The organism is Nonomuraea sp. NPDC050680 (genome assembly GCF_040654555.1).
Classification (GTDB): Bacteria; Actinomycetota; Actinomycetes; order Streptosporangiales; family Streptosporangiaceae; genus Nonomuraea.
This window is the reverse complement of the sequence record NZ_JBFAIF010000010.1, coordinates 180,329-202,059: the sequence shown is the minus strand read 5'-3', so window position 1 is coordinate 202,059 and position 21,731 is coordinate 180,329. Positions and strand designations below refer to the sequence as shown.

Annotated in this window: 21 protein-coding genes and 1 pseudogene; 7 read left to right on the top strand and 15 right to left on the bottom strand. The window is 69.4% G+C overall.

The window, feature by feature from the left end; all coding sequences use genetic code 11:
• Positions 1-175: 175 nt before the first annotated feature.
• Both AB0H88_RS30290 and AB0H88_RS30285 read right to left on the bottom strand, forming a co-directional pair.
• Positions 176-1,288: a virginiamycin B lyase gene (locus AB0H88_RS30290; protein ID WP_357650349.1), complete on the bottom strand. Its 1,113-nt coding sequence runs from the start codon at positions 1,286-1,288 to the stop codon at positions 176-178.
• Between the two features lie 288 nt (positions 1,289-1,576).
• Entirely contained in the window at positions 1,577-2,338 is a 762-nt protein-coding gene (locus tag AB0H88_RS30285) for a hypothetical protein (RefSeq protein ID WP_357650347.1), read from the bottom strand.
• Positions 2,339-2,559: 221 nt separating this feature from the next.
• Between AB0H88_RS30285 and AB0H88_RS30280 the strand changes: the two genes are divergently transcribed.
• Both AB0H88_RS30280 and AB0H88_RS30275 read left to right on the top strand, forming a co-directional pair.
• The gene (locus AB0H88_RS30280) at positions 2,560-3,138 is read left to right on the top strand and encodes a hypothetical protein (RefSeq protein ID WP_357650344.1); all 579 of its coding nucleotides are present in this window, start codon (positions 2,560-2,562) and stop codon (positions 3,136-3,138) included.
• A 5-nt stretch (positions 3,139-3,143) separates the two neighbouring features.
• Positions 3,144-4,169, top strand: coding sequence for a hypothetical protein (locus AB0H88_RS30275; protein ID WP_357650342.1), 1,026 nt, complete (start codon positions 3,144-3,146; stop codon positions 4,167-4,169).
• Between the two features lie 57 nt (positions 4,170-4,226).
• Here the strand turns inward: AB0H88_RS30275 and AB0H88_RS30270 are convergent, their stop codons facing one another.
• The 5 genes and pseudogenes from AB0H88_RS30270 to AB0H88_RS30250 all read right to left on the bottom strand — a co-directional run bounded on the left by AB0H88_RS30270 (position 4,227) and on the right by AB0H88_RS30250 (position 7,870).
• Positions 4,227-4,802, bottom strand: coding sequence for a hypothetical protein (locus AB0H88_RS30270; protein WP_357650340.1), 576 nt, complete (start codon positions 4,800-4,802; stop codon positions 4,227-4,229).
• 186 nt (positions 4,803-4,988) lie between these two features.
• Entirely contained in the window at positions 4,989-5,621 is a 633-nt protein-coding gene (locus AB0H88_RS30265; protein ID WP_357650338.1) for a TetR/AcrR family transcriptional regulator, read from the bottom strand.
• Between the two features lie 8 nt (positions 5,622-5,629).
• Entirely contained in the window at positions 5,630-6,496 is an 867-nt protein-coding gene (locus tag AB0H88_RS30260; protein ID WP_357650336.1) for an MFS transporter, read from the bottom strand.
• A gap of 11 nt (positions 6,497-6,507) precedes the next feature.
• A pseudogene (locus AB0H88_RS30255) lies at positions 6,508-6,660 on the bottom strand (alpha/beta hydrolase); the annotation flags it as partial.
• Positions 6,661-6,748: 88 nt separating this feature from the next.
• Positions 6,749-7,870 (bottom strand): FAD-dependent monooxygenase, encoded by a 1,122-nt coding sequence (locus tag AB0H88_RS30250; protein WP_357650334.1) that lies wholly within the window; start codon positions 7,868-7,870, stop codon positions 6,749-6,751.
• A gap of 50 nt (positions 7,871-7,920) precedes the next feature.
• Here AB0H88_RS30250 and AB0H88_RS30245 point away from each other — a divergent pair, with 50 nt between their 5' ends.
• On the top strand, positions 7,921-8,499 hold the full coding sequence (locus tag AB0H88_RS30245; protein WP_357650332.1) for a TetR/AcrR family transcriptional regulator: 579 nt from the start codon (positions 7,921-7,923) through the stop codon (positions 8,497-8,499).
• 20 nt (positions 8,500-8,519) lie between these two features.
• Here the strand turns inward: AB0H88_RS30245 and AB0H88_RS30240 are convergent, their stop codons facing one another.
• Positions 8,520-9,227 (bottom strand): alpha/beta hydrolase, encoded by a 708-nt coding sequence (locus tag AB0H88_RS30240; RefSeq protein ID WP_357650330.1) that lies wholly within the window; start codon positions 9,225-9,227, stop codon positions 8,520-8,522.
• 166 nt (positions 9,228-9,393) lie between these two features.
• Between AB0H88_RS30240 and AB0H88_RS30235 the strand changes: the two genes are divergently transcribed.
• On the top strand, positions 9,394-10,317 hold the full coding sequence (locus AB0H88_RS30235) for a LysR family transcriptional regulator (RefSeq protein WP_357650328.1): 924 nt from the start codon (positions 9,394-9,396) through the stop codon (positions 10,315-10,317).
• 293 nt (positions 10,318-10,610) lie between these two features.
• On the opposite strand, the gene AB0H88_RS30230 is transcribed toward AB0H88_RS30235, so the two are convergent.
• Positions 10,611-11,894 (bottom strand): amidohydrolase family protein, encoded by a 1,284-nt coding sequence (locus AB0H88_RS30230; protein ID WP_357650325.1) that lies wholly within the window; start codon positions 11,892-11,894, stop codon positions 10,611-10,613.
• Positions 11,895-11,981: 87 nt separating this feature from the next.
• Here AB0H88_RS30230 and AB0H88_RS30225 point away from each other — a divergent pair, with 87 nt between their 5' ends.
• On the top strand, positions 11,982-12,464 hold the full coding sequence (locus AB0H88_RS30225) for a MarR family winged helix-turn-helix transcriptional regulator (protein WP_357650323.1): 483 nt from the start codon (positions 11,982-11,984) through the stop codon (positions 12,462-12,464).
• On the opposite strand, the gene AB0H88_RS30220 is transcribed toward AB0H88_RS30225, so the two are convergent.
• The 3 genes from AB0H88_RS30220 to AB0H88_RS30210 form a co-directional block, all read right to left on the bottom strand.
• The gene (locus tag AB0H88_RS30220; RefSeq protein WP_357650321.1) at positions 12,347-13,300 is read right to left on the bottom strand and encodes a dihydrofolate reductase family protein; all 954 of its coding nucleotides are present in this window, start codon (positions 13,298-13,300) and stop codon (positions 12,347-12,349) included. The genes AB0H88_RS30225 and AB0H88_RS30220 overlap by 118 nt on opposite strands.
• A 91-nt stretch (positions 13,301-13,391) precedes the next feature.
• Positions 13,392-14,648, bottom strand: a complete 1,257-nt coding sequence (locus AB0H88_RS30215; RefSeq protein WP_357650319.1) for an isoprenylcysteine carboxylmethyltransferase family protein — start codon at positions 14,646-14,648, stop codon at positions 13,392-13,394.
• On the bottom strand, positions 14,645-15,544 hold the full coding sequence (locus AB0H88_RS30210; RefSeq protein ID WP_357650316.1) for a hypothetical protein: 900 nt from the start codon (positions 15,542-15,544) through the stop codon (positions 14,645-14,647). The genes AB0H88_RS30215 and AB0H88_RS30210 overlap by 4 nt, the downstream gene beginning before the upstream one ends.
• An 82-nt stretch (positions 15,545-15,626) precedes the next feature.
• Here AB0H88_RS30210 and AB0H88_RS30205 point away from each other — a divergent pair, with 82 nt between their 5' ends.
• Entirely contained in the window at positions 15,627-16,265 is a 639-nt protein-coding gene (locus AB0H88_RS30205) for a TetR family transcriptional regulator (protein WP_357650314.1), read from the top strand.
• A gap of 168 nt (positions 16,266-16,433) precedes the next feature.
• Here AB0H88_RS30205 and AB0H88_RS30200 read toward each other — a convergent pair whose 3' ends face one another.
• Both AB0H88_RS30200 and AB0H88_RS30195 read right to left on the bottom strand, forming a co-directional pair.
• Positions 16,434-16,895 carry a hypothetical protein gene (locus AB0H88_RS30200; RefSeq protein WP_357650311.1) on the bottom strand — a complete coding sequence of 154 codons (462 nt, stop codon included), beginning with the start codon at positions 16,893-16,895 and terminating at the stop codon, positions 16,434-16,436.
• The gene (locus tag AB0H88_RS30195) at positions 16,892-19,222 is read right to left on the bottom strand and encodes a molybdopterin oxidoreductase family protein (RefSeq protein ID WP_357650309.1); all 2,331 of its coding nucleotides are present in this window, start codon (positions 19,220-19,222) and stop codon (positions 16,892-16,894) included. Before AB0H88_RS30195 ends, AB0H88_RS30200 begins: the two co-directional genes overlap by 4 nt.
• A 237-nt stretch (positions 19,223-19,459) precedes the next feature.
• Here AB0H88_RS30195 and AB0H88_RS30190 point away from each other — a divergent pair, with 237 nt between their 5' ends.
• On the top strand, positions 19,460-20,413 hold the full coding sequence (locus AB0H88_RS30190; protein ID WP_357650306.1) for an LLM class F420-dependent oxidoreductase: 954 nt from the start codon (positions 19,460-19,462) through the stop codon (positions 20,411-20,413).
• 55 nt (positions 20,414-20,468) lie between these two features.
• Here the strand turns inward: AB0H88_RS30190 and AB0H88_RS30185 are convergent, their stop codons facing one another.
• Entirely contained in the window at positions 20,469-21,677 is a 1,209-nt protein-coding gene (locus AB0H88_RS30185; RefSeq protein WP_357650304.1) for an NAD(P)/FAD-dependent oxidoreductase, read from the bottom strand.
• Between the last annotated feature and the right edge of the window lie 54 nt (positions 21,678-21,731).

Genomic DNA, 21,731 nt, shown 5'->3' with positions numbered 1-21,731 from the left:
TGGTGGGGGGCGGCCCGGACGCGGCGTAAAGGTGCAGGTGGTGGGGGGCGGCCCGGACGCGGCGTGAACGCGCAGGTGGCGGGGGGCGGCCCGGACGCGGCGCGGCGGGCCGCTTCCTGGATCTGCTTCCTGGATCCGAGGGAGCGGCCCGCCTGCCAGAGGTCGGGAGGTCGGGTCAGGGGGTCACGATGGCCAGCTGCGAGATGTTGTTCTCGGTGGCCCAGAGATTGTCGTCGGGCCCGGCGGTGATGTCGATCGGTCCGGAGGAGATGGTCGGTACCTCGTACTCGTTGATCGTCCCGGAAGTGGTGATACTGGCGACGTTGTTGATCTCTTGCTCGGTGAACCACAGGTTGTTGTCCGACCCGACGGTGATGCCCCACGGGAAGCTGTTGGAGTCGGAGAGCGTGTACTCGGTGAAGGTGCCCGTGGTGGTGGTCTTGCCGACCTTGCCGTTGGCGTCGGTGTACCACAGGTTGCCGTCAGGCCCCGTGGTGATCCCGATGGGCATCGAGCCGGTGGTCGGGGCGGCGAACTCGGTGATCGTGCCGTCGGTGGTGATCTGCCCGACGCTTCCGATGAGCGGTTCGGTGAACCAGAGGTTGTCGTCCGGACCCGCGGTGATGCGCATCGGGTAGGTTTCGCCGGACGGCAGCTCGTACTCGGTGATCGTTCCGGAGGTGGTGATCCGGCCGATCTTGTTGGCGATCGTCTCGACGAACCACAGGGCGCCGTCCGACCCCGCGGTTATGCCCCACGGGTAGGCCTCGCTGGTCGGCAATTCGTACTCGGTGATCGTTCCGGAGGTGGTGATCCGGCCGATCTTGTTGCCGATCGCCTCGGTGAACCAGATCGCGCCGTCCGGTCCGGTGGTGATGTGCGCCGGCTCGGCGTCCTCGGTGGGAAGGGAGTACTCGGTGAACAGGCCCTCTGTCGTTACTTTCCCGATCTTGTCGGCGTAGTTCTCGGTGAACCACACATTGCCGTCCGGGCCGGACGTGATCCCGATGGGAGTGGCGGGGTAGGTCGGTATCGACAGCTCGCTGATCGACGGCGTCCGCCTGCCGGCTTCCGCCGCGAGCCGGGCAGCTTGAGGACCGCGGGGCGCGGGCGGGAAGTGGCACTTGATCCGCCGGTGCTGCGGCATCTGCTTGAGCTTGAGGCAGAGCTTCACCCAGGGGCGTTCCGGGCGAAACGGCGGGGAGTTGGACGCGGATACGGCCATGGGCGCGCTCGCCGCCATGGCCAGGGCCATGACCACGAGCGGGTACCCCAGGCGTCGAGTCAAGTGAGACATGACATCCCTTCCAGAAGACGAAAAAGGATCGCGAGCCGGGCGCCATTTGATGAATCGAGGCTCGCGGTGTCGGGCCGCCGTCAGCGGGATCCGCGACATCGGCGCAAAACCCGTGGGCCGGGCCGGACAATGGCGTTCGATGTCCGCTCCGGCGGTCTCAATATCTCCTGCGGCCGCGGCTCGCCTTCAGCCATCCGCGTTCGTGGCTGGTCACGGAAGTGCCAACTCATCGGCAGGCTCGCCGCTCAGGCAGATGTGCTGTTCAGGCAGTCGTGCCGCTCAGGCGACCGAGTGGATGATGCTGCCGTTGTAGGTGCCCGAGACGGCGGAGGACGGGATGGTGATGACGATCGTAGGTGCCCAGGCCGTGGTTTGGAGAATCGCCGCCGTTTTGCGTCCGCTGAATGCGGTCGCCGACGATGACAGCGCGACTTTCTGGGCCGCAGTGGCTTGCCCGGGGACGCGAGTACCGCCGCCTGTTGAAACGGTGGCCGCGCCGGACCAGTAGGCGATATTCGCTTTTGGGATGGTCTGTGTGGGCGATCCACTGAGGGTGAAATCGGTGGCCGACACGGTGGCCGTCCAGGGCGGAATCCCGATGCGGGCGTCCGCCACGGTCACCGTGCCCAGGGATGCGCTGATCGAGCCGCCTTGCGAGTCGGCGCCGAAGTTCACCGAGTTAGGTACGGTGATCGTCAGTGTGTCGGCGCGCACCGCGATCGTGGCGGGGGGCGCGGCACGCGGACCGGCCGACGCCGCCGGCGCCCCGAGAGACAGCGGCGCCACGATCGACGCCACCAGCGCCAAGGATGCTCGCGCAACGGGGTTACCCGCACGGCTCATCCGCATTCCCGTCCTCACAAGTGACCTATCGACCATGCGCGTGAAGCATGTCGCGCTCAAGTCCGGAGACTGTTCGGCGACGCGCAGCAAACCGATGGAATCGTAGATCACATTCTGCTCGCTATGTTCCCCAGCCAGATCCGTGAACGGCAATTCCCACGCAAAGACAACGGCAAGAGCTCTCAGATATGGGAACATCCGATGCCGTTGTGGACCAGAGTGCAGGGGCGAATCGCCATAACCACCGTTATTCCTCACACATGACCCCCCGAGGTGAATTGCCAATTTCAGCTGGTCGTCATTTGATCACCAAAAGTGTGCCAGGTGCCCTCTGAGACAGTTTCCGAAATCTGATCACTGAGGAGAATGTGCTGAGAAACGGCCCAGACAGGGCGGGAAATGCGATGAAGGAGACAGCAGTGTTCAAAAGCCGTCTGGGCCTTCCCCTGATAGGCATCGCCGGCATCATGGCGACCGTGGCGGTGGCCCCGCCCGCACAGGCCGGCACCTGTGCCGCGTCCACCACCTGCTCCACCACGGTGACCTTTACCGTGGCCGCCGAAGGCGGGCTGCAGATCACCGTACCGAACACGGCGAGCCTCGGTAGCGGCAACCCGGCCGGCCAGATCAGCGCGCAGCTCGGCTCGGTCACGGTGGCCGACCAGCGCGCCGCGCTCACCGCCACCTGGGTGGCGTCCGTGGTCGCCGCGGCGGGAGCCTTCACCACGGGTGGCGGCACCACCGCCGAGACCGTTCCCAACACGGCCGTCCTGTACTGGTCCGGCGCGGCGACCGCCACCACAGGGACCGGGACTTTCGTTCCCGGTCAGGTGAACGCGGCGGCCGCGCAGTCGCTGGACGTCTCACGCACCGCCTTCAGCAAGACGACCGGCTCCGGCGACAACTCCGCCACCTGGAACCCGACCGTCGTGGTCAACGTCCCCGATCAAGCGGTGGCGGGCGTCTACACCGGCACGGTGAACCACTCCGTCGCCTAGCCCACATGCCCACTTCACTGTTGCCCCGGCTCGTCTCCGTGACGCTGCTCGCGTACGCGATGCTCAGCGCACCGGCGATCGCGGACTCGAGCCGGGGCGCGGCGCGCCCCTCCGACAAGGACAGCATCGGCATCCGGCTGCTGGAGATCCCCGCCAACCGGATGGACGACCCGCGCGCGCACGCCTTCATCGTCGACCATGTCAATCCCGGTACCACGTTCACCCGGCGCTTCGAGGTGTACAACGTCTCGGACAAGTCCCTGCACGTGGAGCTGTACAGCGCCGGCGCCGGCATCAGCCATGGCCGCTTCACCTTCGAGCCCGAGCGCACGCCGAACGAACTGAGCTCCTGGATCAAGCTCAACCAGGCCGCCACCGACCTGCCACCGCAGGGCAGGACGTCGGTGAAGGCCACCGTCGGCATTCCCGCGTGGGCTCCCAAGGGTGAGCGATACGCCGTCATCTGGGCACAGATCTCCTCACCCGGCGCGGGGCAGCAGAAGGGCATCACTCTCGTCAACCGCGTCGGGCTCCGCGCCTACCTCGACGTCGGTCCGGGCGATGAGCCACCCTCGGACTTCAGGATCGGCGAGATTCTGCCCCAGCGGACCGAGGACGGGCAGCCGAAGATCGTGGCCACCATCGCCAACACCGGCGAACGCGCCATCGACCTCGAAGGGAAGCTGTCGCTCACGGACGGGCCGAGCGCTCTGAGCGCGGGCCCCTTCCCGATCGAGCGGGGCACGACCCTGGCCCCCGGCCAGCAGGGGGATGTCTCCGTACACCTGGGACAGGAACTTCCCGACGGGCCGTGGAAGTTCAGCCTCACGCTCAGGAGCGGCCGGATCGACCGGACGGAGACCGGAACGTTCACCTTTCCGCACAAGGCGGGGACGTGGGGTCTGACCGCGTCCTCGGACTTCCCGCTGTCGCTGATCCTCGTCCTCCCCGGGATCGCGGCCCTGGCCGCCGGGACGGTCCTGATCATCACCTACCGCCGTTTGCGCGCCCGCCGTAAGAGCGCCGGCTGATCCGAGCCGCTGAGCGGCGATCGGCTCCGGTGCGGCCGCGGGCGTCCGGTCACCGGCTCAGGCGACCGAGTGGCTGATGGTGCCGGTGTAGATGCCGGCCACCGCCTGGTCGGGGACGTTGACCACGATGGTCGGGTTCCAGCTGGCGGAGTTGCGGCCGGCGCCGCTGATCTTGCTGAAGGCCGTGTACACCTCGTCGAGCACCTGCGCGGAGGCGGCGGTGGGCTGACCGGGCACGAAGGTTCCGACCCCGGTGGTGGCCGTCGCGGGCCCCGACCAGTAGCTGAGCGCGCTCAGCGGTATGATCTCGGCGCCCGTACCGCCGCCGGTCGTGAGCGGCGTGCCGGACACGCTCGCCGTCCAGGTGGCGTTGAGCGCGGCCCGCTGGTCCATGACCGTGACGACCTGGAGTTGCCCGCTGACCTGGTTGCCGGGCTGGCCGCCGCCGAGGCTGACCGGCCCGTCGGGCACGCTGATCTCCAGACCCTCGCCCGCGTTGACGGTGAACGTCACCGTCGTGGAGCAGGTGGTCGACGCTTCGCACGTATCCCCCTGGGCGGATGGCGCCCATGCCAGCGCCGTGGTGACCATCGCAGCGGCCGTGCCCGCCCGCAGAGCATCAAATCGGCTCATTCCCATGGCCGACCCCCCATCGAATCCGCCCCGCCCCCAGGGCGCCAACATGTCGATCACATCCTGCTCTGCACGAGACGTCCGGAAACGCCCCCTACACGCAACTGGCGACTCCTTTGTCATGATCTATTGGCGCTTGGCGTTCCGCTCTGCCCGCTCGATGAACAGGTCCCGGCGGCGATGTCGTCATCGGCCTTGAGAAGGGTCACCCGACCGCTCTGGGCAGCCGTCGCCCGGCAGGCAGTCCAGCCAAGCGATCAGGCGGGCACCTTGCCGCGTCATGACGTCGGGCTCGCGCAGGGCGTTGGCCAGCAACGACATGCCCTGATAGGCGCCCACCAGAGTCAGGGCGAGTCCGTCGGGATCAGGCAGCCCAAGCTCACGGAACTGGCGTTCAACCCAGTCCAGCAGCAGCCGGATGGCCTTTCCCACCTCCACATCCAGGCCGCCTTCGTCGCGTTTGTCCAGCTCGACGGCCAGCGTTCCGGTCGGGCAGCCGTAGCGGGCCGCGAGCTCGCGCTGGCTGACCCACGCCTCCACCAGGCCCTTGAGCCGCTCCAGCGGGCCACCGAGGCCTTCCAGGTGTTCGGTGAGGAACCCCAGCTGCCGGACCTGCTCGGCGAGCGCGGCCGAGATCAGCTCGTCCTTGGTCTTGAAGTAGTAGTACACGTTGCCCACGGGCACGTCGGCGGCGCGGGCGATGTCGGCGATGGTGGTGCGTTCCGCGCCCTGCTGATGCACGACCCGGGCGGCGGCGATCATCAGCCGCTGCCGCTTCGCGGTCGCCGTCTTCACCCGGGAGCCTTTCGAGTCAGTCACCTAACTAACTATAGGCGCCCGGTCAAGCGCCTGGCGAGACGGTGATCTGTCCTTGGGGCGGCGTAGTGCCACAGCTGAGGCACCGCCCATACGATCAGGGCGACGGCCGCCACGGTGAGCAGCCCGCCGACGCAGATCGTCACCCGCGGGCCGAACGCCGCCGAGGCACTCCCGTGCAGCAGGTTGGCCAGCTGCGGGCCACCGATGAGGACGACGGTGAGAGCTCCCTGGATCCGGCCGCGCATGGCATCGTCGGTGTACGCCTGGGAGATGGCGTTACGGAAGGTGCTGAGCACGAAGTTCACCGCACCGCCGAGCAGGAGGGCCGTCAGCGCGAGCCAGAGCCGCGGCGCCAACCCGAGGAGGACGACGGTTCCTCCCCAGGAGGCGGCGGCCGATGCCATCAGGGCACCGTGACGGCGGGCGCGCGTGAACGTCCCCGACATCAGCCCGGCCACGAAGACACCGGCCGGATAGGCGGCGTAGAGCAGTCCCAGCTCCAAGCCTCCTCCCACCGGGCCGCCGTAGGTGCGCTGCGCCAGTTCCGGAAGAAGCGCCGCCGGCATCCCGAAGACCATCGCGGCGAGGTCCACCGCCAGCAGTGCCACGAGCACCCGGCTGCTGAGCAGGTAACGGAACCCGGCGAACGTCTGCCCGAGAATCGACGGCCGCCGATCACGCCGCACCGTCGAAGCGCCCTCTTCTGAGATGCCGTACGACTTGGACATGCCGTACGACTTGGACATGCCGTACGACGACCCGGCCCGCGACACCGGGCGGGCCGGGTCGGGCAGGATCGGCGGCAACCTGACGATCGCGTATATGACGGCCGGCAACACGACGGCGTCGAACAGGTACAGCGTGCCGAGCCCCACCACCGGAAGTGGTCGGCGGCGACATGCCGCCACATCAGGTGGGTCTGCGGGAAGCCGTGCAGCAGCACGATGGGCGCGCCCGAGCCCGCGACGGCCGCGTTCAGGGACACGCCGTCGGCGACAGGCACACGCTGGTAGTCGAAGCCGGCGATGGCAGGCGTCATGGTTCGGTCCTTTCCGATGGGGTGGCTTCAGCCTGCCGGGCGCCGATGAGCATCGGATGAGCGCCCCCATTGATGCGCGGGGGCGGGGTCAGACAGCGGCGGTGCTGAGGTAGGTGCTGACCCGGCGGAGCCAGGCGATGTAGCCGGCCGTGACCAGCGCGTCGGGGATCAGGCGCGTGAGGGCCTGCGGCCGGTACTTGTTGGTGCTCTCGGTGGCCGCCAGGTCCGCCGCCCGGGCGGCCTGCCGGGAGCGGATCCGCTCGTAGCGGCGCAGCCTCTCCACCACCGCGCCTGGACCGTCGAGCTCGCGGGCCAGGGTCCAGCCGTCTTCCAAGCCCTGGTTCGCCCCCTGGGCCATCGTCGGCGGCATGGAGTGCGCGGCATCCCCGGCGAGCGTCGTACAACCCCGGCCCCAGACCTTCGGCACGCGATGGCGGTGGTGCGTGAAACGGTCGACCTCGCCGATCGAGGCGAGTACCTCGGGTACGGGCGCGGCCCAGTCTCCGAAGCGCGCGGCCAGCGCCTCGACGGGCGAGGCGGGCAGCGGCTCGCGGTGGTCGGCCCGATGGTCGAACCACCACAGCAGCAGCCCTTCCCCGGCGGGGATCAGGCCGCAGAGCCCTTCTCGTCCAACGATCATGAGGACCCGATGGGAGGAGACGAGGTCGAGCGGGCCCTTGACGAACCCCTGCCAGGTGACCCACTCGGTGATCTGACCGGGGTCGGCTCCCCAGAGGTGACCGCGTACGACCGAGGAGCGTCCGTCGGCCCCGACGACAACGTCGCCACGCGCCGTACTGCCGTCGGCGAAGGTGATCTCGCCCCGCGCGTGATCAACATGCGTGCAGGTGAAGCCGAGGCGCAGCACGCCGTCGGGCAAGCCGTCGGCGAGGCGTTCGACCAGCCGCTGGCGGGGCAGGTGCACGTTCGGGGTGCCGTAACGACGGGCCACGGCGGCCACGTCGACGGTGAGCATCGGCCGCCCGTCGGGCGAACGCGACTCCATCGCGTCGATGCGCCGCCCGACGCCGGTCAGGTCGACCCCGAGGTCACGCAGGATGCCGGTGCTCCCGCTCCAGAGCGTCACGGATCCGCCCGCCGTACGGAGCATGGGCGCCCGCTCGTACACCTCGACCTCGTGCCCCGCCCTGACCAGGCCACGTGCGGTGGCGAGTCCGGCGACGCCCGCGCCGACAACCAGTATTCTCATCTCATTGCCCTTTTCTGATACTCCAAGTATCTGATATCGAAAGTATCATAATGTCGAGCAACCCGCCCCCCAGAGGCCGCCGGCCCGATCCGGCCGTCGATGCGAAGATCCGCTCCGCCGTCTTGGACCTGCTGCTTCAGCGCGGCTTGGAGGTGACGATGGACGAGGTGGCCGCACATGCCGGCGTGGGCCGCGCCAGCGTGTTCCGCCGCTACGCGACGAAGCGCGACATGCTGCTGGACGCGCTGGCCCAGCTGCTCGACATCCAGGTCGCCATCCCCGACACCGGCTCACTCGCCGGCGACCTGCGGCAGGTGATCGTGGACACGCTGGCCATCTGGCGGGATGATCGGCTTGCCGCGCTGAGCCGCCAGATCCTGGGCGAGAGCGGCCGCGATCCGGTCGTGGCCGACCTCGTCCGCACGAGCATGCGCAACCGGATGGCCCGGACCTGGCCGGTCTACGACAGGGCGATCGAACGCGGCGAGCTCCGCCCGGACAGCGACCTGTGGCTACTGACCGACCTGTTCGCCGGACTCGTGGCCTACCGTGGCCTGCTCAGCCTCGACCTCCCCGACCCCGACGAGATCATCCGGTCTCTGCTGTACGGCTTCGCGGCGACAGGCTAGCGCTGCCACACGTGAACGGTTCACTGCTCGATCCTCGTGGCAGACGTTGTAGCCGCGTAGCCCGCCAACATGTCCGCCACCTCTTTGGGGCGGCTGAGTGCGACGCAGTGGCCGCCCGCGATCTCGTCGGGGACGATACCCAGGCGCTCGGGCACCAGCCGGCGAAAGAAGTCGGGCGGGAAGAAGCGGTCCTCGCCGCAGAGCACGAACCTCGTCGGTACGTTCGGCCACGCGTCCAGCGGCCACGGAGCGGCCGATGCGGCCCTGGACGGATGGTCGCGCTCCTTGCCCATCGCCTCCTCGGCCAGCTCCCGGGGTACATCGTGGTAGAAGCTCACGAATGGATCCGCGCTGCCGGTCAAACCGCCATCGCGCTTGGCCTGCTCCTCCACCGCGCTCTGACAGCCGGTGTTGGCCCACCACTCATCCGGCGACTCACCCGGCGACGGGATCATGCCGGCCAGGAGGACCAGCACATCGACGGACAGCCGATCGGCGACCAGCGGGGCGGTGAACGCACCGAACGAGTGGCCCACGACGACCAGGTCCTGCTTGTCACCGACGGCCTCGACCACGGCGTCGGCGTAGTCCGTCAGGGTCTTCGACTCGTCATCACCCGGAAGGTCGGGAGCCAGCACGTCGTGCCCACGCGCTCGTAGCTCGGCCTCCACCAGGTGCCAGGACCATCCGACGTCTCCTCCGCCGTGGATCAACACGAATGTGCTCATTGGGCTCTCCCTTGATTGCTGAAACGGAAAGGGTTTCGAGCTTTTGTCGGTGCAACGGTGATTACCGTCATGCCAGCTACGCTAGGAGCCAGAAGCCATCGTGAAAAGCGATTGTTTGCGATCAAATCGATCGCTTGAAGCGATGATTGGCAGTACGCTGGGGCCCGTGACCGATCTCGAACTGAGGCACCTGGCCGCGATGGCCGCCATCGCCGAGGAGGGCTCGTTCGGCCGGGCGGCGGCCCGCCTCGGCTACACCCAGTCGACCGTGAGCCAGCAGATCGCCGCGTTGGAGAGAGCTGTCGGCGGCCCGGTGTTCGATCGACCGGGTGGGCCAAGGCCGGTACGGATCACACCGCTCGGCACCGTCGTCCTCGAGCACGGACGCGAGCTGCTGGCCAAGGCGGCGGCCCTGGCCGAGGCCGTGGACCGGTTCCAGGCCGGCGATGGCCGGATCGACATCGGCACCCTCCAGAGCGTATCCACGGTGATCTTGCCGGTCGTCGTACGCCGGCTGCGCGACGAGCACCCCTGCTGCGACATCCGGCTGTCCGAAGAAGAGCCGGAGGCGCCTCAGATCGGCGATCTCGACCTGCTGTTCTACGACGGCCGCCTCAACGGCGACGTCGAGCATGTCAAGCTGCTCGACGATCCGTACCTGCTGGTGGCCAGGCGCGGCACCTTCTCCGAGCATTCCGTCCCGCTGGACCAGCTCGACGGCGCACCGCTGGTCGCCTGGCCGCCGACCTGCGACCAGCCCAGGATGGAGGAGGCATTCACCCGCGCCGGCGCCAACCCGAAGATCGTCTTCCGTACGGCAGGCAACGAGACGCTGCTGTCGATGGTGCGAGCCGGAATGGGATCGGCGGTGCTGCCGTGGCTCGCCATCCACGCTGCCGACGCCGAGTCCGACGACCGTCTCCGCGTCCACGAGCTGCGACCGGCCATTCCCCCACGTGAGATCTGCCTGCACTGGCGGGCCGGCCGTACCCACTCTCCCTTGGCAGCCCGAGCGATCGAGATCGCCGTCGAAGTCGCGTCCGACCTGACCGACGAGCTCGCCCTGCAGCGCTCCGGTCCGACTCCGTAAGCGGGGGTAGCGCGGCACGACGAATGCGCGCACACGATCATGCGACGGCTTGCTTCGGGCGTCGTAAGCGGGGAAGGCGTGGGCCAGCCCACGGTGGTCGGGTCGGCGACGATGCGGTTCCCAGCAAACCCACCCGACCGCAGGGACCGGGCGGTGCAAGTATCTCGACGAGAAACCTGGGCCGGACCGCAGCGGGAGCGCGTCATCCAGGCCCTCGGTCAGGCGCAGGTCGTCAGGAGCTACTACGGCAACGAGAAGCGACCGGCGTCGACAGCCTCCATGCGCTCATCGTGTCAGGGCATCCATGATCCGTCGACCGGGATGCCGGCGGCCGCGGCGATGCGGTCGCGGGACTCCAGCAGCCGTGCGCGCAGCGCCGGCAGGTCCACGCCGAGCAGCCGGCCGTCCCGCTTGACCGCTTTGCCGGCGACGAAAACGCTGTCCACCACACCGGGATGACCGGCGGCGACAACCGTGGCCACAGGGTTGCTGACCGGGAAGAGCGAGGGGTCCTCGGCGTCGAGCAGGATCAGGTCGGCGTCCTTGCCGACGGTGATGCTGCCGGTTCGGGCGTCGAGTCCGCATGCGCGGGCGCCGTCCACCGTGGCGAACTCGACGAGGTCACGTGCGGTGAGGCCGCCGTCCAGGCCGCGTTGCACGGCGAAGGCCGTACGCATGGCGGCGAACATGTCGCCGCCGGCGGACGGGCAGTCGTCGATCGACAGCGATGGGCGGATCCCGGCGGCCAGCATGCGGCCGGTCTCCGGCCAGCCGAAGCCCATCTTCAATTCGACGTCCGGGCTGATCGACACCGAGCAGCCCGCGTCGGCCATCATCGCCACCTGGTCGTCGGAGAGGCCGTTGCCGTGCACGATGGTCGTGCGGTCGTCGAGCAGCCCGCGCGCACGCATGTCGGCGATCGGACGGTGACCACTGGGCCAGCCGGTGGCGCCGTGTACGTGCACACTCACCCGAAGCCCGAGTTCGCGCGCGAGCGCGACATCGGCGGCGGTGGTGTCCATCGTGGTCAGTTGCGGCCCGCGCAGACCCAGTGCCATACCGTCGTCGGGCAGTTGCGCCCGTACGCGCGTGATCTCTGGTGCGATGTCCGGCTCGGCGGCGCAGTAGCAGAACACCGAGCGGCCGGGTGCCTCGCGCAGCGCCTGGATCGCGGCGTCGGCATTCTCTGGGCGGACGGCGCAGTGGAACCAGTCGAGCATGGTCGTGACACCCGAACTGAGCGCCTCGATCCGCCCGAGCAGGTTGCCCAGGTAGACGTCCTCCGGCTGGTAGTGCGGCCGGAGCGTGCCGTGCATGGCGACGCGGTACTGGTCGAACGTCCAGTCCGCACCGATGCCACGGAACGTGGTCTGCCAGGTGTGCCGGTGGGTGTCCACGAAACCGGGCATCACGATCTTGCCCGTGGCGTCCACGATTTCGGCGTCAGCCGCGTCGACGGTGGTGGCGACCGCGGCGATCCGGCCGTCCTCGATGAGCACGTCACCGCGCGGGAGATCCCCGACGGCCGGGTCCACGCTGACCACCATGCCGCCACGCACCAGTGTTCTCAGAGCCATGTGCGTCCTTCCGAGAAGTTGATAAGTCAACTTTAGAGGTGGTGGAGTTGTCGCGTCAACTTCCCGCTCAGCAGGTACGATTCCGCCATGGCGGAGACGCTGGAACCCGACGAGTGGGACCTCTGGGACACCTGGATGCGCGCGCGGCGTCTGCTCGACCGGGAACTCGACCGCGGCCTGCAGCGCGACCACGGCATCTCCAAGGCGGAGTTCAGCGTGCTGGTGACGCTGTGGCGGGCATCAGGCCGCGAGATGCGCGTCGGCGACCTCGTTGATTCGCTCGGCTGGGAGAAGAGCCGCGTCTCACACCAACTGACGCGCATGGAGAACCGCGGCTTCGTGGCGCAGACCCAGGCCGGGCCCAGCGGCCGCCGCACCCGGATCGGGCTGACCGCCACGGGGTGCCGCATCGTGCAGGACGCCGTTCTCGGGCACGCCGGCAACATCCGCCGTTACTTCCTCGACTCGCTCACCCCCGAGCAGGCCGCGACCATCCGTGCATGGAGCGAGCAGATCATCGACCGCATCGAGCCGCCCCACGGCGAGACCACCGACGCCGGAGCCGCCTGACGGCGTCGGCGCCCGCCCCGCGCCGCGGCCCGGCTGCTGGTCACCGAGGGGCCGGGGTACGCGCTGCGCGCGGAGCCGGACGCGGTGGACGCCTGGCGTTTCGAGCAGGCGGTGGCCGCGACGCTGCCCCGCCCGAGGGCGTGCTCACGCGGCTGGAGGAGGCGCTGAGATGGTGACGCGGGCCCGCCTACGCCGAGTTCGCGGAGGAGGACGGGGCCCGTGCGGAGCGCTCTCGCCTGGCGGAGCTGAGGCAGCGCGGGCGCGGCTCCTGGCCACGATCGCCCTGGAGTGCGGTCGTAGACGAGGCGGACGGCTTGGCCGACCTTCTCGGCGACGGCGAGGTCCAAACCGAGGGGCTGGTCGAACAGGCGTCGGCCCGCGCCGAGCACCGCCGGGAAGACCAGCAGCCGGTATTGATCGATCAGGTCGTGGGTCCGCAGCGTATCGACGATGCCAGCGCTGCCGGCGACCACGACATCCTGGCTCTGCCTGCGCCTGGCCACCTCGTCGGCCAGGTCCCCCCGCAGCAGGGTGGAGTTGCGCCACCCGTCGACGCGGTCCAGCGAGCGTGAGGCGACGAGTTTGGGGATGGCGTTCATCTTCTGCGAGAACTCGTCCTCCCTGGAAGCCCAGATGCGCGAGAACAGCTGCCAGGTGACCCGGTCCAGCAGCATGACTCCGGTGTCCAGCACCTCACCCAGGTCGAACTTGTCGCCTGCCACGCTTTCGGGTCCGTAGCGGAAGGCCCACCCTCCCTGCGCCGTACCGGCCGACCCGTCCGGGTCCTCCATGATCCCGTCAAGGGAGACGAACTCGATGACGATCACCAGACTCATGACCTTGAACCTCCTCGTAGCCGATTTGTCGGCCATAGGACGAACAGACCCTGCTTCCGGGGACAGGTGAAAAATGTGATGCCGGTCACAGTTACGGGCGAGCCTCAAGCTTCGGTGGCCCGGGACTGGGCTGGGCGGGGCCGGCGCCGAAGGCGTCCGCGCACAATTGGGCGAACCACCCCACCCCCGGCAGCAGGAGCACCCAGCCGAGCAGCGCCCAGCCCAGGTGGAGGTGCTGGGCCGCGTGGGCGAAGGCCGCGACGCCCTGGGCGCGCAGCCCGTCGGCACGTTCGTAGGTCATCCGGCGCAAGCCCCGCGGATGCCGCTCCGCAGGCAGGATCCGCAGCGAGACGGGCCGCCGGCGGACGAACCAACGGCCGACCGCGTCACACCGCTCGCAGGTCGCGGCCACGTGGAGGTCGGCGTGCGGCAGGCCGGAGTAGGGGCGGACGCGGGGCAGCCAGGCGCGTACCTGGTCTCGGTAGTCCGTCCACTCCTGGCCGTACCGCGACAGGAGCTGGGTCCCCTCGTGCCAGGCGGCCAGCCCCGCACCGTAGGCGACGCAGCTCGCCGCGGCGGCGGCGAACCGGAGGTCGAGCACCGCGAGCAGCAGGTAGGCGCCCGCCATGGCGGATTGCATGGGATTGCGCAGGTAGGCGTACGGCCCGCTCGTGACGAGGCGTTTGGGCGGATCGTACGGCACCGGCGTCCCTCCCCCGGCGACGGCGAACTCCCGGACGGCGGCCAGCCCGAACAGCAGCGGCACGGCCAAGACCTGTCCCAGCAGCCCGATCACCCACTCCGGCTGCCGCCAAACGCCGGTCAGCGCGAAGGGCAAGCCGAGCATGAGCCCGCCCACGAGGCCCACCTGGAAGGACACGCGCCAGGTGAGCCGCCGGTCCGCGGCGGTCCAGCGGGCCAGCAGCAGGCCGGGCAGCAGACAGAAGAAGATCGCGACGGCCTCCCCGTACAGCCACCCTTGGCCCAGGACCACGACCGGCCCGGCCAGCGGCATCACCCCCAGATCCAGCCAGCCGAACCCCGCCAGGACCAGCGGCAGCGGGTACGCCCGTGCCACGCACGCCGGCAGCGCGCCCCACAGCAACGCCCAGCCCAGCAGAAGATCGACGGGAACGCCCGCCACCACGGCGCCCTCGGCGGCGAAGCGCCACCAGCCCGCGTACGCGGCGACGACGTTCACGACCGCGAGGGTGACCAGGTTCCAGGCCGTGGCCAGGATGATCGCGGCGAGGTCCCGCTCCCCCGGCCGCCGTACGGCCGCCGCGATCCAGACGGCCGCCATCGGGACGAAGAGCGCGACGCCCCGGATGAGCGCGGGATCGTTCATCCGGCTTGGAACGAGGTGAACGTCTTGACCAGGTACCCGGCCGCCTCGGAGAGCGCGTAGCTCTGCAGCGGGCCGAAGTACCAGCCCGGATCAAAGGTACGGCGGTAGGCCAAGGTCACCGTCAGATGGCCGCTTCGCCAGTCGAACGTCGCCCGGCGCAGGTCGAGCCAGCGGGCGAGGGTGGTGTCCTCGACCACGGCGAACACCACCCGTCCCGGCAGGCGCTCACTCACCCGCAGTGTCATGGACCGGGGCTCCAAGGGGGCCCCGATGCCCAGCGAACGGCGCGGCGTGAAGGAGATCTTCCGCGTGTCGCCGACGGCCAGCCCGGTGCCTTCGGCCCGTAACGGCCGGGGGAAGCCGAGCGACAGGAACCGCGACTCCACGGGCCCGAACCGGGGTTCGGCGGCCAGCGCCCGCTCGACGTTCGCCGCCGCCGGCGCCCCGGTGACGCTCACCTCGTTGTCACGGGGCAGCGAGACCGCCGTGCCCTCCAGCGCGGCGGCGACGAGGAGAAGCGGCGCGAGGAAGAGGTTCATCCGGCCCTTGCCCCGGTGGCGCCGGACTTCGTCGATGAGCAGCCCGACGATCAGACCGACCAGATAGAACAGCGGCGCGGCCATGAGCAGGCACACGATCCCCTCCCCGAGCAGCGGGCCGGCCAGGGCCAGTGCCACGGTGATGGACGCCATGATCAGGCCGATGGTGCTGCGAGGCCGGGCGGTGAGGGCGACGGTGACGGCGATCACCGCCGGGATGCCGACGTAGAACAGCGCCGTCTGCTCCAGATGCCCCTCGTGCAGGACTCTGTCGAGCAACATCGCCGCGAACAGCGCGACCAGCACTCCGGCCAGCGTCCACCGCGCCCTCAGCTGCGGCCGGCGTTCAGGCTCCACAGTCATCCCCTTAACCAGTAGATTTAATCAGGCGATTAAACTGTACGATGAGGACGCGAGAATCTGTCAAGCGGGGGTGCGGGTGGCCGAGAAGCAACAGCAGGGTGCGGAGACCCGAGACCGGCTCATCGACGCCGCGGCCGAGACGATCCGGAGCCAGGGCTACGCCGGCACCAGCGCGCGAGCCATCGCCAAGGCGGCGGAGGTCAACTCGGCGCTGGTCTTCTACCACTTCGGCGGCGTCGACGCGCTGCTCCTCGCCGCCCTGGACCGCTCGTCGGAACAGCGCATGGCCGCCTACCGGCAGGCCGTGGACCAGGCCAAGAGCCTCGAGGAACTGGTCGAGACCGCGAGCGCCATCTACCGGGCCGACCTCGAAGGCGGCCACATCACGCTATTCTCCGAAATGGTCGGCGCGAGCATCGCCCGGCCCGAACTCCGCGCGGAGATCACCGCGCGCTCCGATCCCTGGATCGACTTCATCGAGCAGGCCCTCGAGCGGGTCATCGGCGGATCGCCACTGGCCAGGCTGCTGCCACCGCGTGATCTCGCGTACGCGGCGATCACGTTCTACCTGGGCGTCAACCTCTTCACCCACCTCGACGCCGACCGCACCCGGACCGAGGCGCTGTTCAACCTCGCCGAACGGGTCGCACCCCGCGCGCGACTGCTCACCATGCGCCTGCCCGGCCGTCGGGGCAATGACAAGCCCAAAAAATAATAGACGAGCAGGTCACTTCAGCGCGTCCGGCAGCGACCGGGCGCCTCCGGCGACCAGTACGAGCGCCGCGGCGAACGCGATGGGCAGCAGGGATGCAACGTGCCGCGGACCAGGTCGCCCCAGAACCGGACAAGAGACTCCAGAAGCAGGCAAACAAGGGAACGAGCGTTACGCGCACACCAGCGTCTGTGGCGCGGCCTGCTTCATCCGGGTGCGCAGCCACAACAGCTGGGTGGCGGTCTGGCCCTCGCAGTCGCCGACGACCCCGAACAGCTCCTTGTCACGGGCGCCCTGCGCTGCCTGGCCGATCAGCGTCCACGAGATGTCGCATTCGGCCGCCATGAGGTACAAGTCGTGCAGATCGCGCAGCAGGCCCAGGCCGCCGCCGCGAGTGCCGGAGAAAAGCGTGGAGTGCAGCCGCTGCGGCTCGTCAGGGGCGTCTTCCGAATAGTGCTCGATGAAAGGCTCCAGCCGCTTTATGTGGTCGTCGCACTGCTCGGCGAGCCGTTCGCAGGTGCGGACCACATCCGGCTCCTCGCCGTGGTCCGCCGCCACGTCGCGGAAGGCTGCGGCCAACTCGCGCTCCGACCTGTGCAGCAGGCCGAGGTAGTGGGCGAGGAACACGGTCATTCATCCTCTCTTGTCACCCGTACGGCGGTGACCTTGTAGATGGGCTGTTTGGACACGGGGTCCCAGCCGGTGGCCGTGACCTCGTTGGCGGCGCGGGCGGCCGAGGCGCCGGGTCCCGGCGCGTCGTGGTCCCAGTAGCCGTAGTGGAACGGCACGAAGACGACGCCACGCCGTACGCCGCACACCCGGGCCCGCGCCCACACGGCGCCGCGAGGCGACTCCACCCGCACCAGGTCTCCCCCGGAGATGCCGAGGTCGTCGGCGTCCGCGGGGCTGATCTCCACCCACGAGTCAGGTGCGGCGTCGTTGAGCCGAGGGACGCGGCCCGTCTTGGTGCGGGTGTGGAACTGGTACACGGTCCGTCCAGTCGTCAGCAGCAGCGGATAGTCGTCGCTGGTCACCTCGGGTGACGGATGGTAGGGCTCGGCGTGCAGGAACGCCCGCCCGGCCGGATTCTGGGCCACGTAGTGCTCGCGGCCGTATTCGGCGCCGGTGGTGAGGTCCTGGCCGAACGTCTCGCAGTAGTCGTGATCGGTGTTGAACCGCCCGCCGGTGTAGAGGCGCTCGGTGCCGCCGGGCGATGACGGCGTGCAGGGCCACTGGATGCCGCTGGCACCGCGCAGGCGATCATAGGTCATGCCGGTGTAGTCACAGGGACGACCGGCCGAGCACGCCTTCCACGCCTCGAACGCCGACTCCGGGTCTCGCCAGGAGATCAGCGGCTTGCCGTCGCGGTCGCGGAAATCCATCCGCCGCGCGTAGTCGAGGAAGATCTCCAGGTCGGGCCGGGCCTCGCCGGGCGGCTCCACGGCCTTCTCCGTCAGGTGGACGGTACGGTCGGCGTTGGTGAACGTGCCCTGCTTCTCGCCCCAGGTGGCGGCTGGGAGTACCACGTCGGCCAGTCGCGCGGTCTCGGTGAGGAAGACGTCCTGCACCACCACGAACAGGTTCTCTCGGGTGAGGATGCGGCGGATTCTGGCGAGGTCGGGCAGGGAGACCGCCGGGTTGGTGGCCGAGATCCACAACAGCCTGATCGACCCCTGCTCGGCGTAACGGAAGATCTGCATGGCGTGGGTGGGCGGAGCCCAGTGCGGGATGACGGACGGATCGACGTTCCACAGCTCGGCCAGCTCATGGATGTGTGTGGGGTTGTCCCAGTTGCGCAGGCCGGGCAGGTCGCCGTCGGCACCGGTCTCGCGGGTGTTCTGCGCCGTGGGCTGGCCGTTCATCTGGAACAGACCCGCTCCCGGCAGGCCGAGCATTCCGCGCAGCAGGTGGATGTTGTTGACCTGGCAGGCGGCGGCGGTGGCCTGGTTCGACTGGTAGAAGCCCTGCAGGACCGTGGACAGCAATCGCTCGGACGTGCCCAGGATCTCCGCGGCCCGCTCGATCAGCCGCACCGGCACGTCACAGATCTCCGCCGCCCACTCGGGCGGGCATGGCTCGACCATCCGGCATAGCCGCTCGAACCCCAGGGTGTGCTCGTCCACGTAGCGCCGGTCGTACCAGCCGCGCTCGATCAGCCGGTGGATCAGCGCGTTCAGCAACGCCAGGTTCGTGCCGGAGCGGACGGCCAGGTGCACGTCCGCCTCGCGCGCCACCGGGGTGTCGCGGGGGTCGACGGCGATCATCGCGGGCGGACTCGGGCCGCGGCGGCGGTCGAGCATCCGCTCCCACAGCACCACCTGGGTCTCGGCGGCGTTGTGTCCCCACAGCGCGAGCGCGTCGCAGTGGTCGATGTCGGTGTAGGAGCCGGGCTGCCCGTCCGTGCCGAAACTGGCCTTGAGCGCGGCGGCGGCCGTCGCGGTGCACAGGCGGGTGTTTCCATCCATGTGCGGCGTGCCGATCCCGGCCTTGCCGATCACGGCCAGCGTGTAGTACTCCTCCAGGAACAGCTGACCGCTGGTGTAGAAGCCGAGCCGCCCCCAGCCGCCGGGCCCGTCGAGCAGCTCTTTCGAGCGGGTCACGACGCGGCTCATCGCGGTGTCCCAGTCACTCTCGACCAGCGTGTCCCCCTCGCGGACCAGCGGACGGGTGAGACGGTCGGCGCTGTTGACGGCCTGCCAGCCGTACAGGTCCTTCGGGTCGAGCCGGCCCTTGTTGACGCGATCGCCGGCGCGCCCCCGCACGCCGGCGACGCGCCCGTCTTTGACGGCGATGTCCATGGCATCACCGTTGGAGTGCAGAACCGAGGCCGCCTGCGCCCACGCGTCCACATCGGCCACGGTCAGGCCCTCGTCGAGGCAGGTGTCCACGCGGACCGGCCAGTCCTCCGAGCGGCCGTACGGCGTGCGAGGTCCCCACGGAACGGAGATGCGGTCGGGCATTCCAGTGGCTCCTCCCAGATCCGCCGGCTCCTTCCAGCCCAGCGGTCATGACCGCCTACCCAGGCGCCGCCCTGGCATGCCCGCCCCTCAGCGATCATGTTTGCCCATCTGCGTCGGGGTAGCGCCTGCCATGGCGTTGACGGAAGTCGAAGGAAGTCGAAGGAAGTCGAAGGAAGTCGAAGGAAGTCGAAGGAAGTCGAAGGAAGTCGAAGGAAGTCGACGGAAAGGAGTGGTGAGATGACGAAGTTCGGCTATTTCCTGGGGTGCGAGGAACACGATCCGAAGGAACTCGTCCGGCAGGCGGTGCTGGCCGAGCGGGCCGGCTTCGAGAGCCTGTGGATCTCCGATCACTACCACCCATGGCTGGACGAACAGGGACAGAGCGCGTTCGTCTGGTCGGTGATCGGCGCGATCAGCCAGGCCGTGTCGCTGCCGATCACCACGGCGGTCACCTGCCCGCTCGTCCGGATCCATCCCGCCGTCGTCGCCCAGGCCGCCGCCACCAGCGCGGTGCTGACCGGCGGCCGGTTCCAGCTCGGCGTAGGCACCGGTGAAGCACTGAACGAGCACATCATCGACTCGCGCTGGCCGCCGGCCGCCGAACGCCTGGAGATGCTGGAGGAGGCGGTCGAGCTGATGCGCGAGCTGTGGAGCGGCAAGCTGGTCACCCACCGCGGCACGCACTACCAGCTCGACACCGCCCGTCTCTATACGCTTCCCGACAGCCCGCCGCCCGTGTACGTCTCCGGGTTCGGCGAGAAGGCGGTCACCCTGGCCGGCCGGATCGGCGACGGCTACATCTCCGCAGGGCCCACCGCCGAGTTGGTGGACCTTTTCCGCAAGTCCGGCGGCGCGGGCAAACCCGCTCAGGGTGGCCTGAAGGTCTGCCACGCCGCCGACGAGGCGAGCGCACGCCGTACCGTGCACCGGCTCTGGCCGACGCAGGGCATCAAGGGTGAGGCGTCGCAGTTGCTGCCGCTCCCCCGGCACTTCGAGGAGCTCGCCGGCATGGTGAGCGAGGAGGAGGCCACCGCCTCGACCCCGTGCGGTCCCGATCCGGAGGCGCACCTGAAGTCAATCCGTGAGTACGTCGACGCCGGGTTCGACGAGATCTACATCAACCAGATCGGCCCCCAGCAGGACGCCTTCTTCGAGTTCTACGCCCGGGATGTGCTGCCCCGGCTGCGATAGAACGGCTGTGATACGGATCAGCGCGTCTCCTGCGGTCGCGGGAGGACGAACCTCTTCAGCGCGTCTCCTGCGGTCGCGGGGGGACGAACCTCTTCAGCGCCTCCTTGCCGAACTGCACCGCCGCGTTCCCGCGTTCGAGCAGGTCGTCCTGGTAGGCCCCCAGTGCCGAGAGCAGATCCCGCTCGCCTCGGTGGGCCTCGGCCAGCCGGGCGCTCAGCCGAACGGCGTCCTGCATGGCGGTGTTCGCGCCGTTCCCGCCACTGGCCAGCGTCAGGTGCGCGGAGTCACCGAGCAGCGTGATCCGGCCCACCGGCCAGGGCGGCATCGGACGGTCATAGATCTTGGACCGGCCGACGGCGCTCATGTCGGCGGAGCGCACCAGATCGCGCAGGTCGGGATGCCATCCCTCGATGAGCTCCAGCACCAGCTCGCGCGCGTCCTCCCCGGCGGACCCCGGGTCGGTGGCCGCCGGGTGCCCCGGCGGCACCAGCAGCACCCACCGTACGTAACTGTCCCGGTAGGGCATGTCCAGACCGGGGACGAGGTCGGCGGCGGCCGCGGACGGCTCCCTGTCGAACTGCATCCGCCCCAGCATCAGCGTGACCTCGCGACCCTTCACCATCGTGCCGCGCCCCGGCACCAGCCGCAGGAAGCGGTCGGTGATCGTGGTGCGTCCCATCGCGCCGCACAGGTCCGACTCGACCAGCCCGACCTCGGGCACCAGGTGCCGCCGCACCACGGAGTTGCCGCCGTCGGCGCCGACCAGCACCGCGCCCGTGGCCTGCGTGCCGTCGGCGAAGCGCGCGGTCACGCTCCCGCCCGCTCCCTCCGTACCGTGGGCGGAGCGCACGCCCGCCCCCTCCGCGACACCCGTCAGCCGCTTGCCGTGCGTGACCCGGTCGCCCAGGTCGCCGAGCAGGATCCGCCGCAGTACCTGCCGGTCCACCGCCCTGCTCCCCTCCACCGGCCCGTCCAGGTCACGGCTGAGCACCGTTAATTGCTCGTCGAACAGCAGCCCCGGCCCGGTCAGGCCGCCACTGGTGGCCTCGACCATCTCGTAGAGCCGCTGCGGCAGGCTCGCCCGCAGAGCGGTCAGCCCCGGCTCCGCCAGCCCGATCCGGTATCCCTGGAACCGCTCGCCGCTGCCGTCGTCCGCCTCATAGACGCGCACGTCGAGGCCCGCCCGGACGAGCGCGTGGGCGAGCGTCAGCCCGCCGAGCCCCGCCCCGATCACCAGCACGCGTCCCACGCCTTGCTCGGTCATGACACCCTCCGTCTCCTGACGCTGTTCCGACGTGAACAACGTTCACGTGTACAT

What these genes read in the sequence shown, in the direction of transcription:
- AB0H88_RS30195 (WP_357650309.1), bottom strand. Translation starts at nt 19,222, where the DNA reads ATGCCCGACCGCATCTCCGTTCCGTGGGGACCTCGCACGCCGTACGGC.
- AB0H88_RS30190 (WP_357650306.1), top strand. Translation starts at nt 19,460, where the DNA reads ATGACGAAGTTCGGCTATTTCCTGGGGTGCGAGGAACACGATCCGAAG.
- AB0H88_RS30270 (WP_357650340.1), bottom strand. Translation starts at nt 4,802, where the DNA reads ATGAGCCGATTTGATGCTCTGCGGGCGGGCACGGCCGCTGCGATGGTC.
- AB0H88_RS30245 (WP_357650332.1), top strand. Translation starts at nt 7,921, where the DNA reads ATGTCGAGCAACCCGCCCCCCAGAGGCCGCCGGCCCGATCCGGCCGTC.
- AB0H88_RS30225 (WP_357650323.1), top strand. Translation starts at nt 11,982, where the DNA reads ATGGCGGAGACGCTGGAACCCGACGAGTGGGACCTCTGGGACACCTGG.
- AB0H88_RS30275 (WP_357650342.1), top strand. Translation starts at nt 3,144, where the DNA reads ATGCCCACTTCACTGTTGCCCCGGCTCGTCTCCGTGACGCTGCTCGCG.
- AB0H88_RS30185 (WP_357650304.1), bottom strand. Translation starts at nt 21,677, where the DNA reads ATGACCGAGCAAGGCGTGGGACGCGTGCTGGTGATCGGGGCGGGGCTC.
- AB0H88_RS30240 (WP_357650330.1), bottom strand. Translation starts at nt 9,227, where the DNA reads ATGAGCACATTCGTGTTGATCCACGGCGGAGGAGACGTCGGATGGTCC.
- AB0H88_RS30250 (WP_357650334.1), bottom strand. Translation starts at nt 7,870, where the DNA reads ATGAGAATACTGGTTGTCGGCGCGGGCGTCGCCGGACTCGCCACCGCA.
- AB0H88_RS30215 (WP_357650319.1), bottom strand. Translation starts at nt 14,648, where the DNA reads ATGAACGATCCCGCGCTCATCCGGGGCGTCGCGCTCTTCGTCCCGATG.
- AB0H88_RS30200 (WP_357650311.1), bottom strand. Translation starts at nt 16,895, where the DNA reads ATGACCGTGTTCCTCGCCCACTACCTCGGCCTGCTGCACAGGTCGGAG.
- AB0H88_RS30230 (WP_357650325.1), bottom strand. Translation starts at nt 11,894, where the DNA reads ATGGCTCTGAGAACACTGGTGCGTGGCGGCATGGTGGTCAGCGTGGAC.
- AB0H88_RS30285 (WP_357650347.1), bottom strand. Translation starts at nt 2,338, where the DNA reads ATGTTCCCATATCTGAGAGCTCTTGCCGTTGTCTTTGCGTGGGAATTG.
- AB0H88_RS30220 (WP_357650321.1), bottom strand. Translation starts at nt 13,300, where the DNA reads ATGAGTCTGGTGATCGTCATCGAGTTCGTCTCCCTTGACGGGATCATG.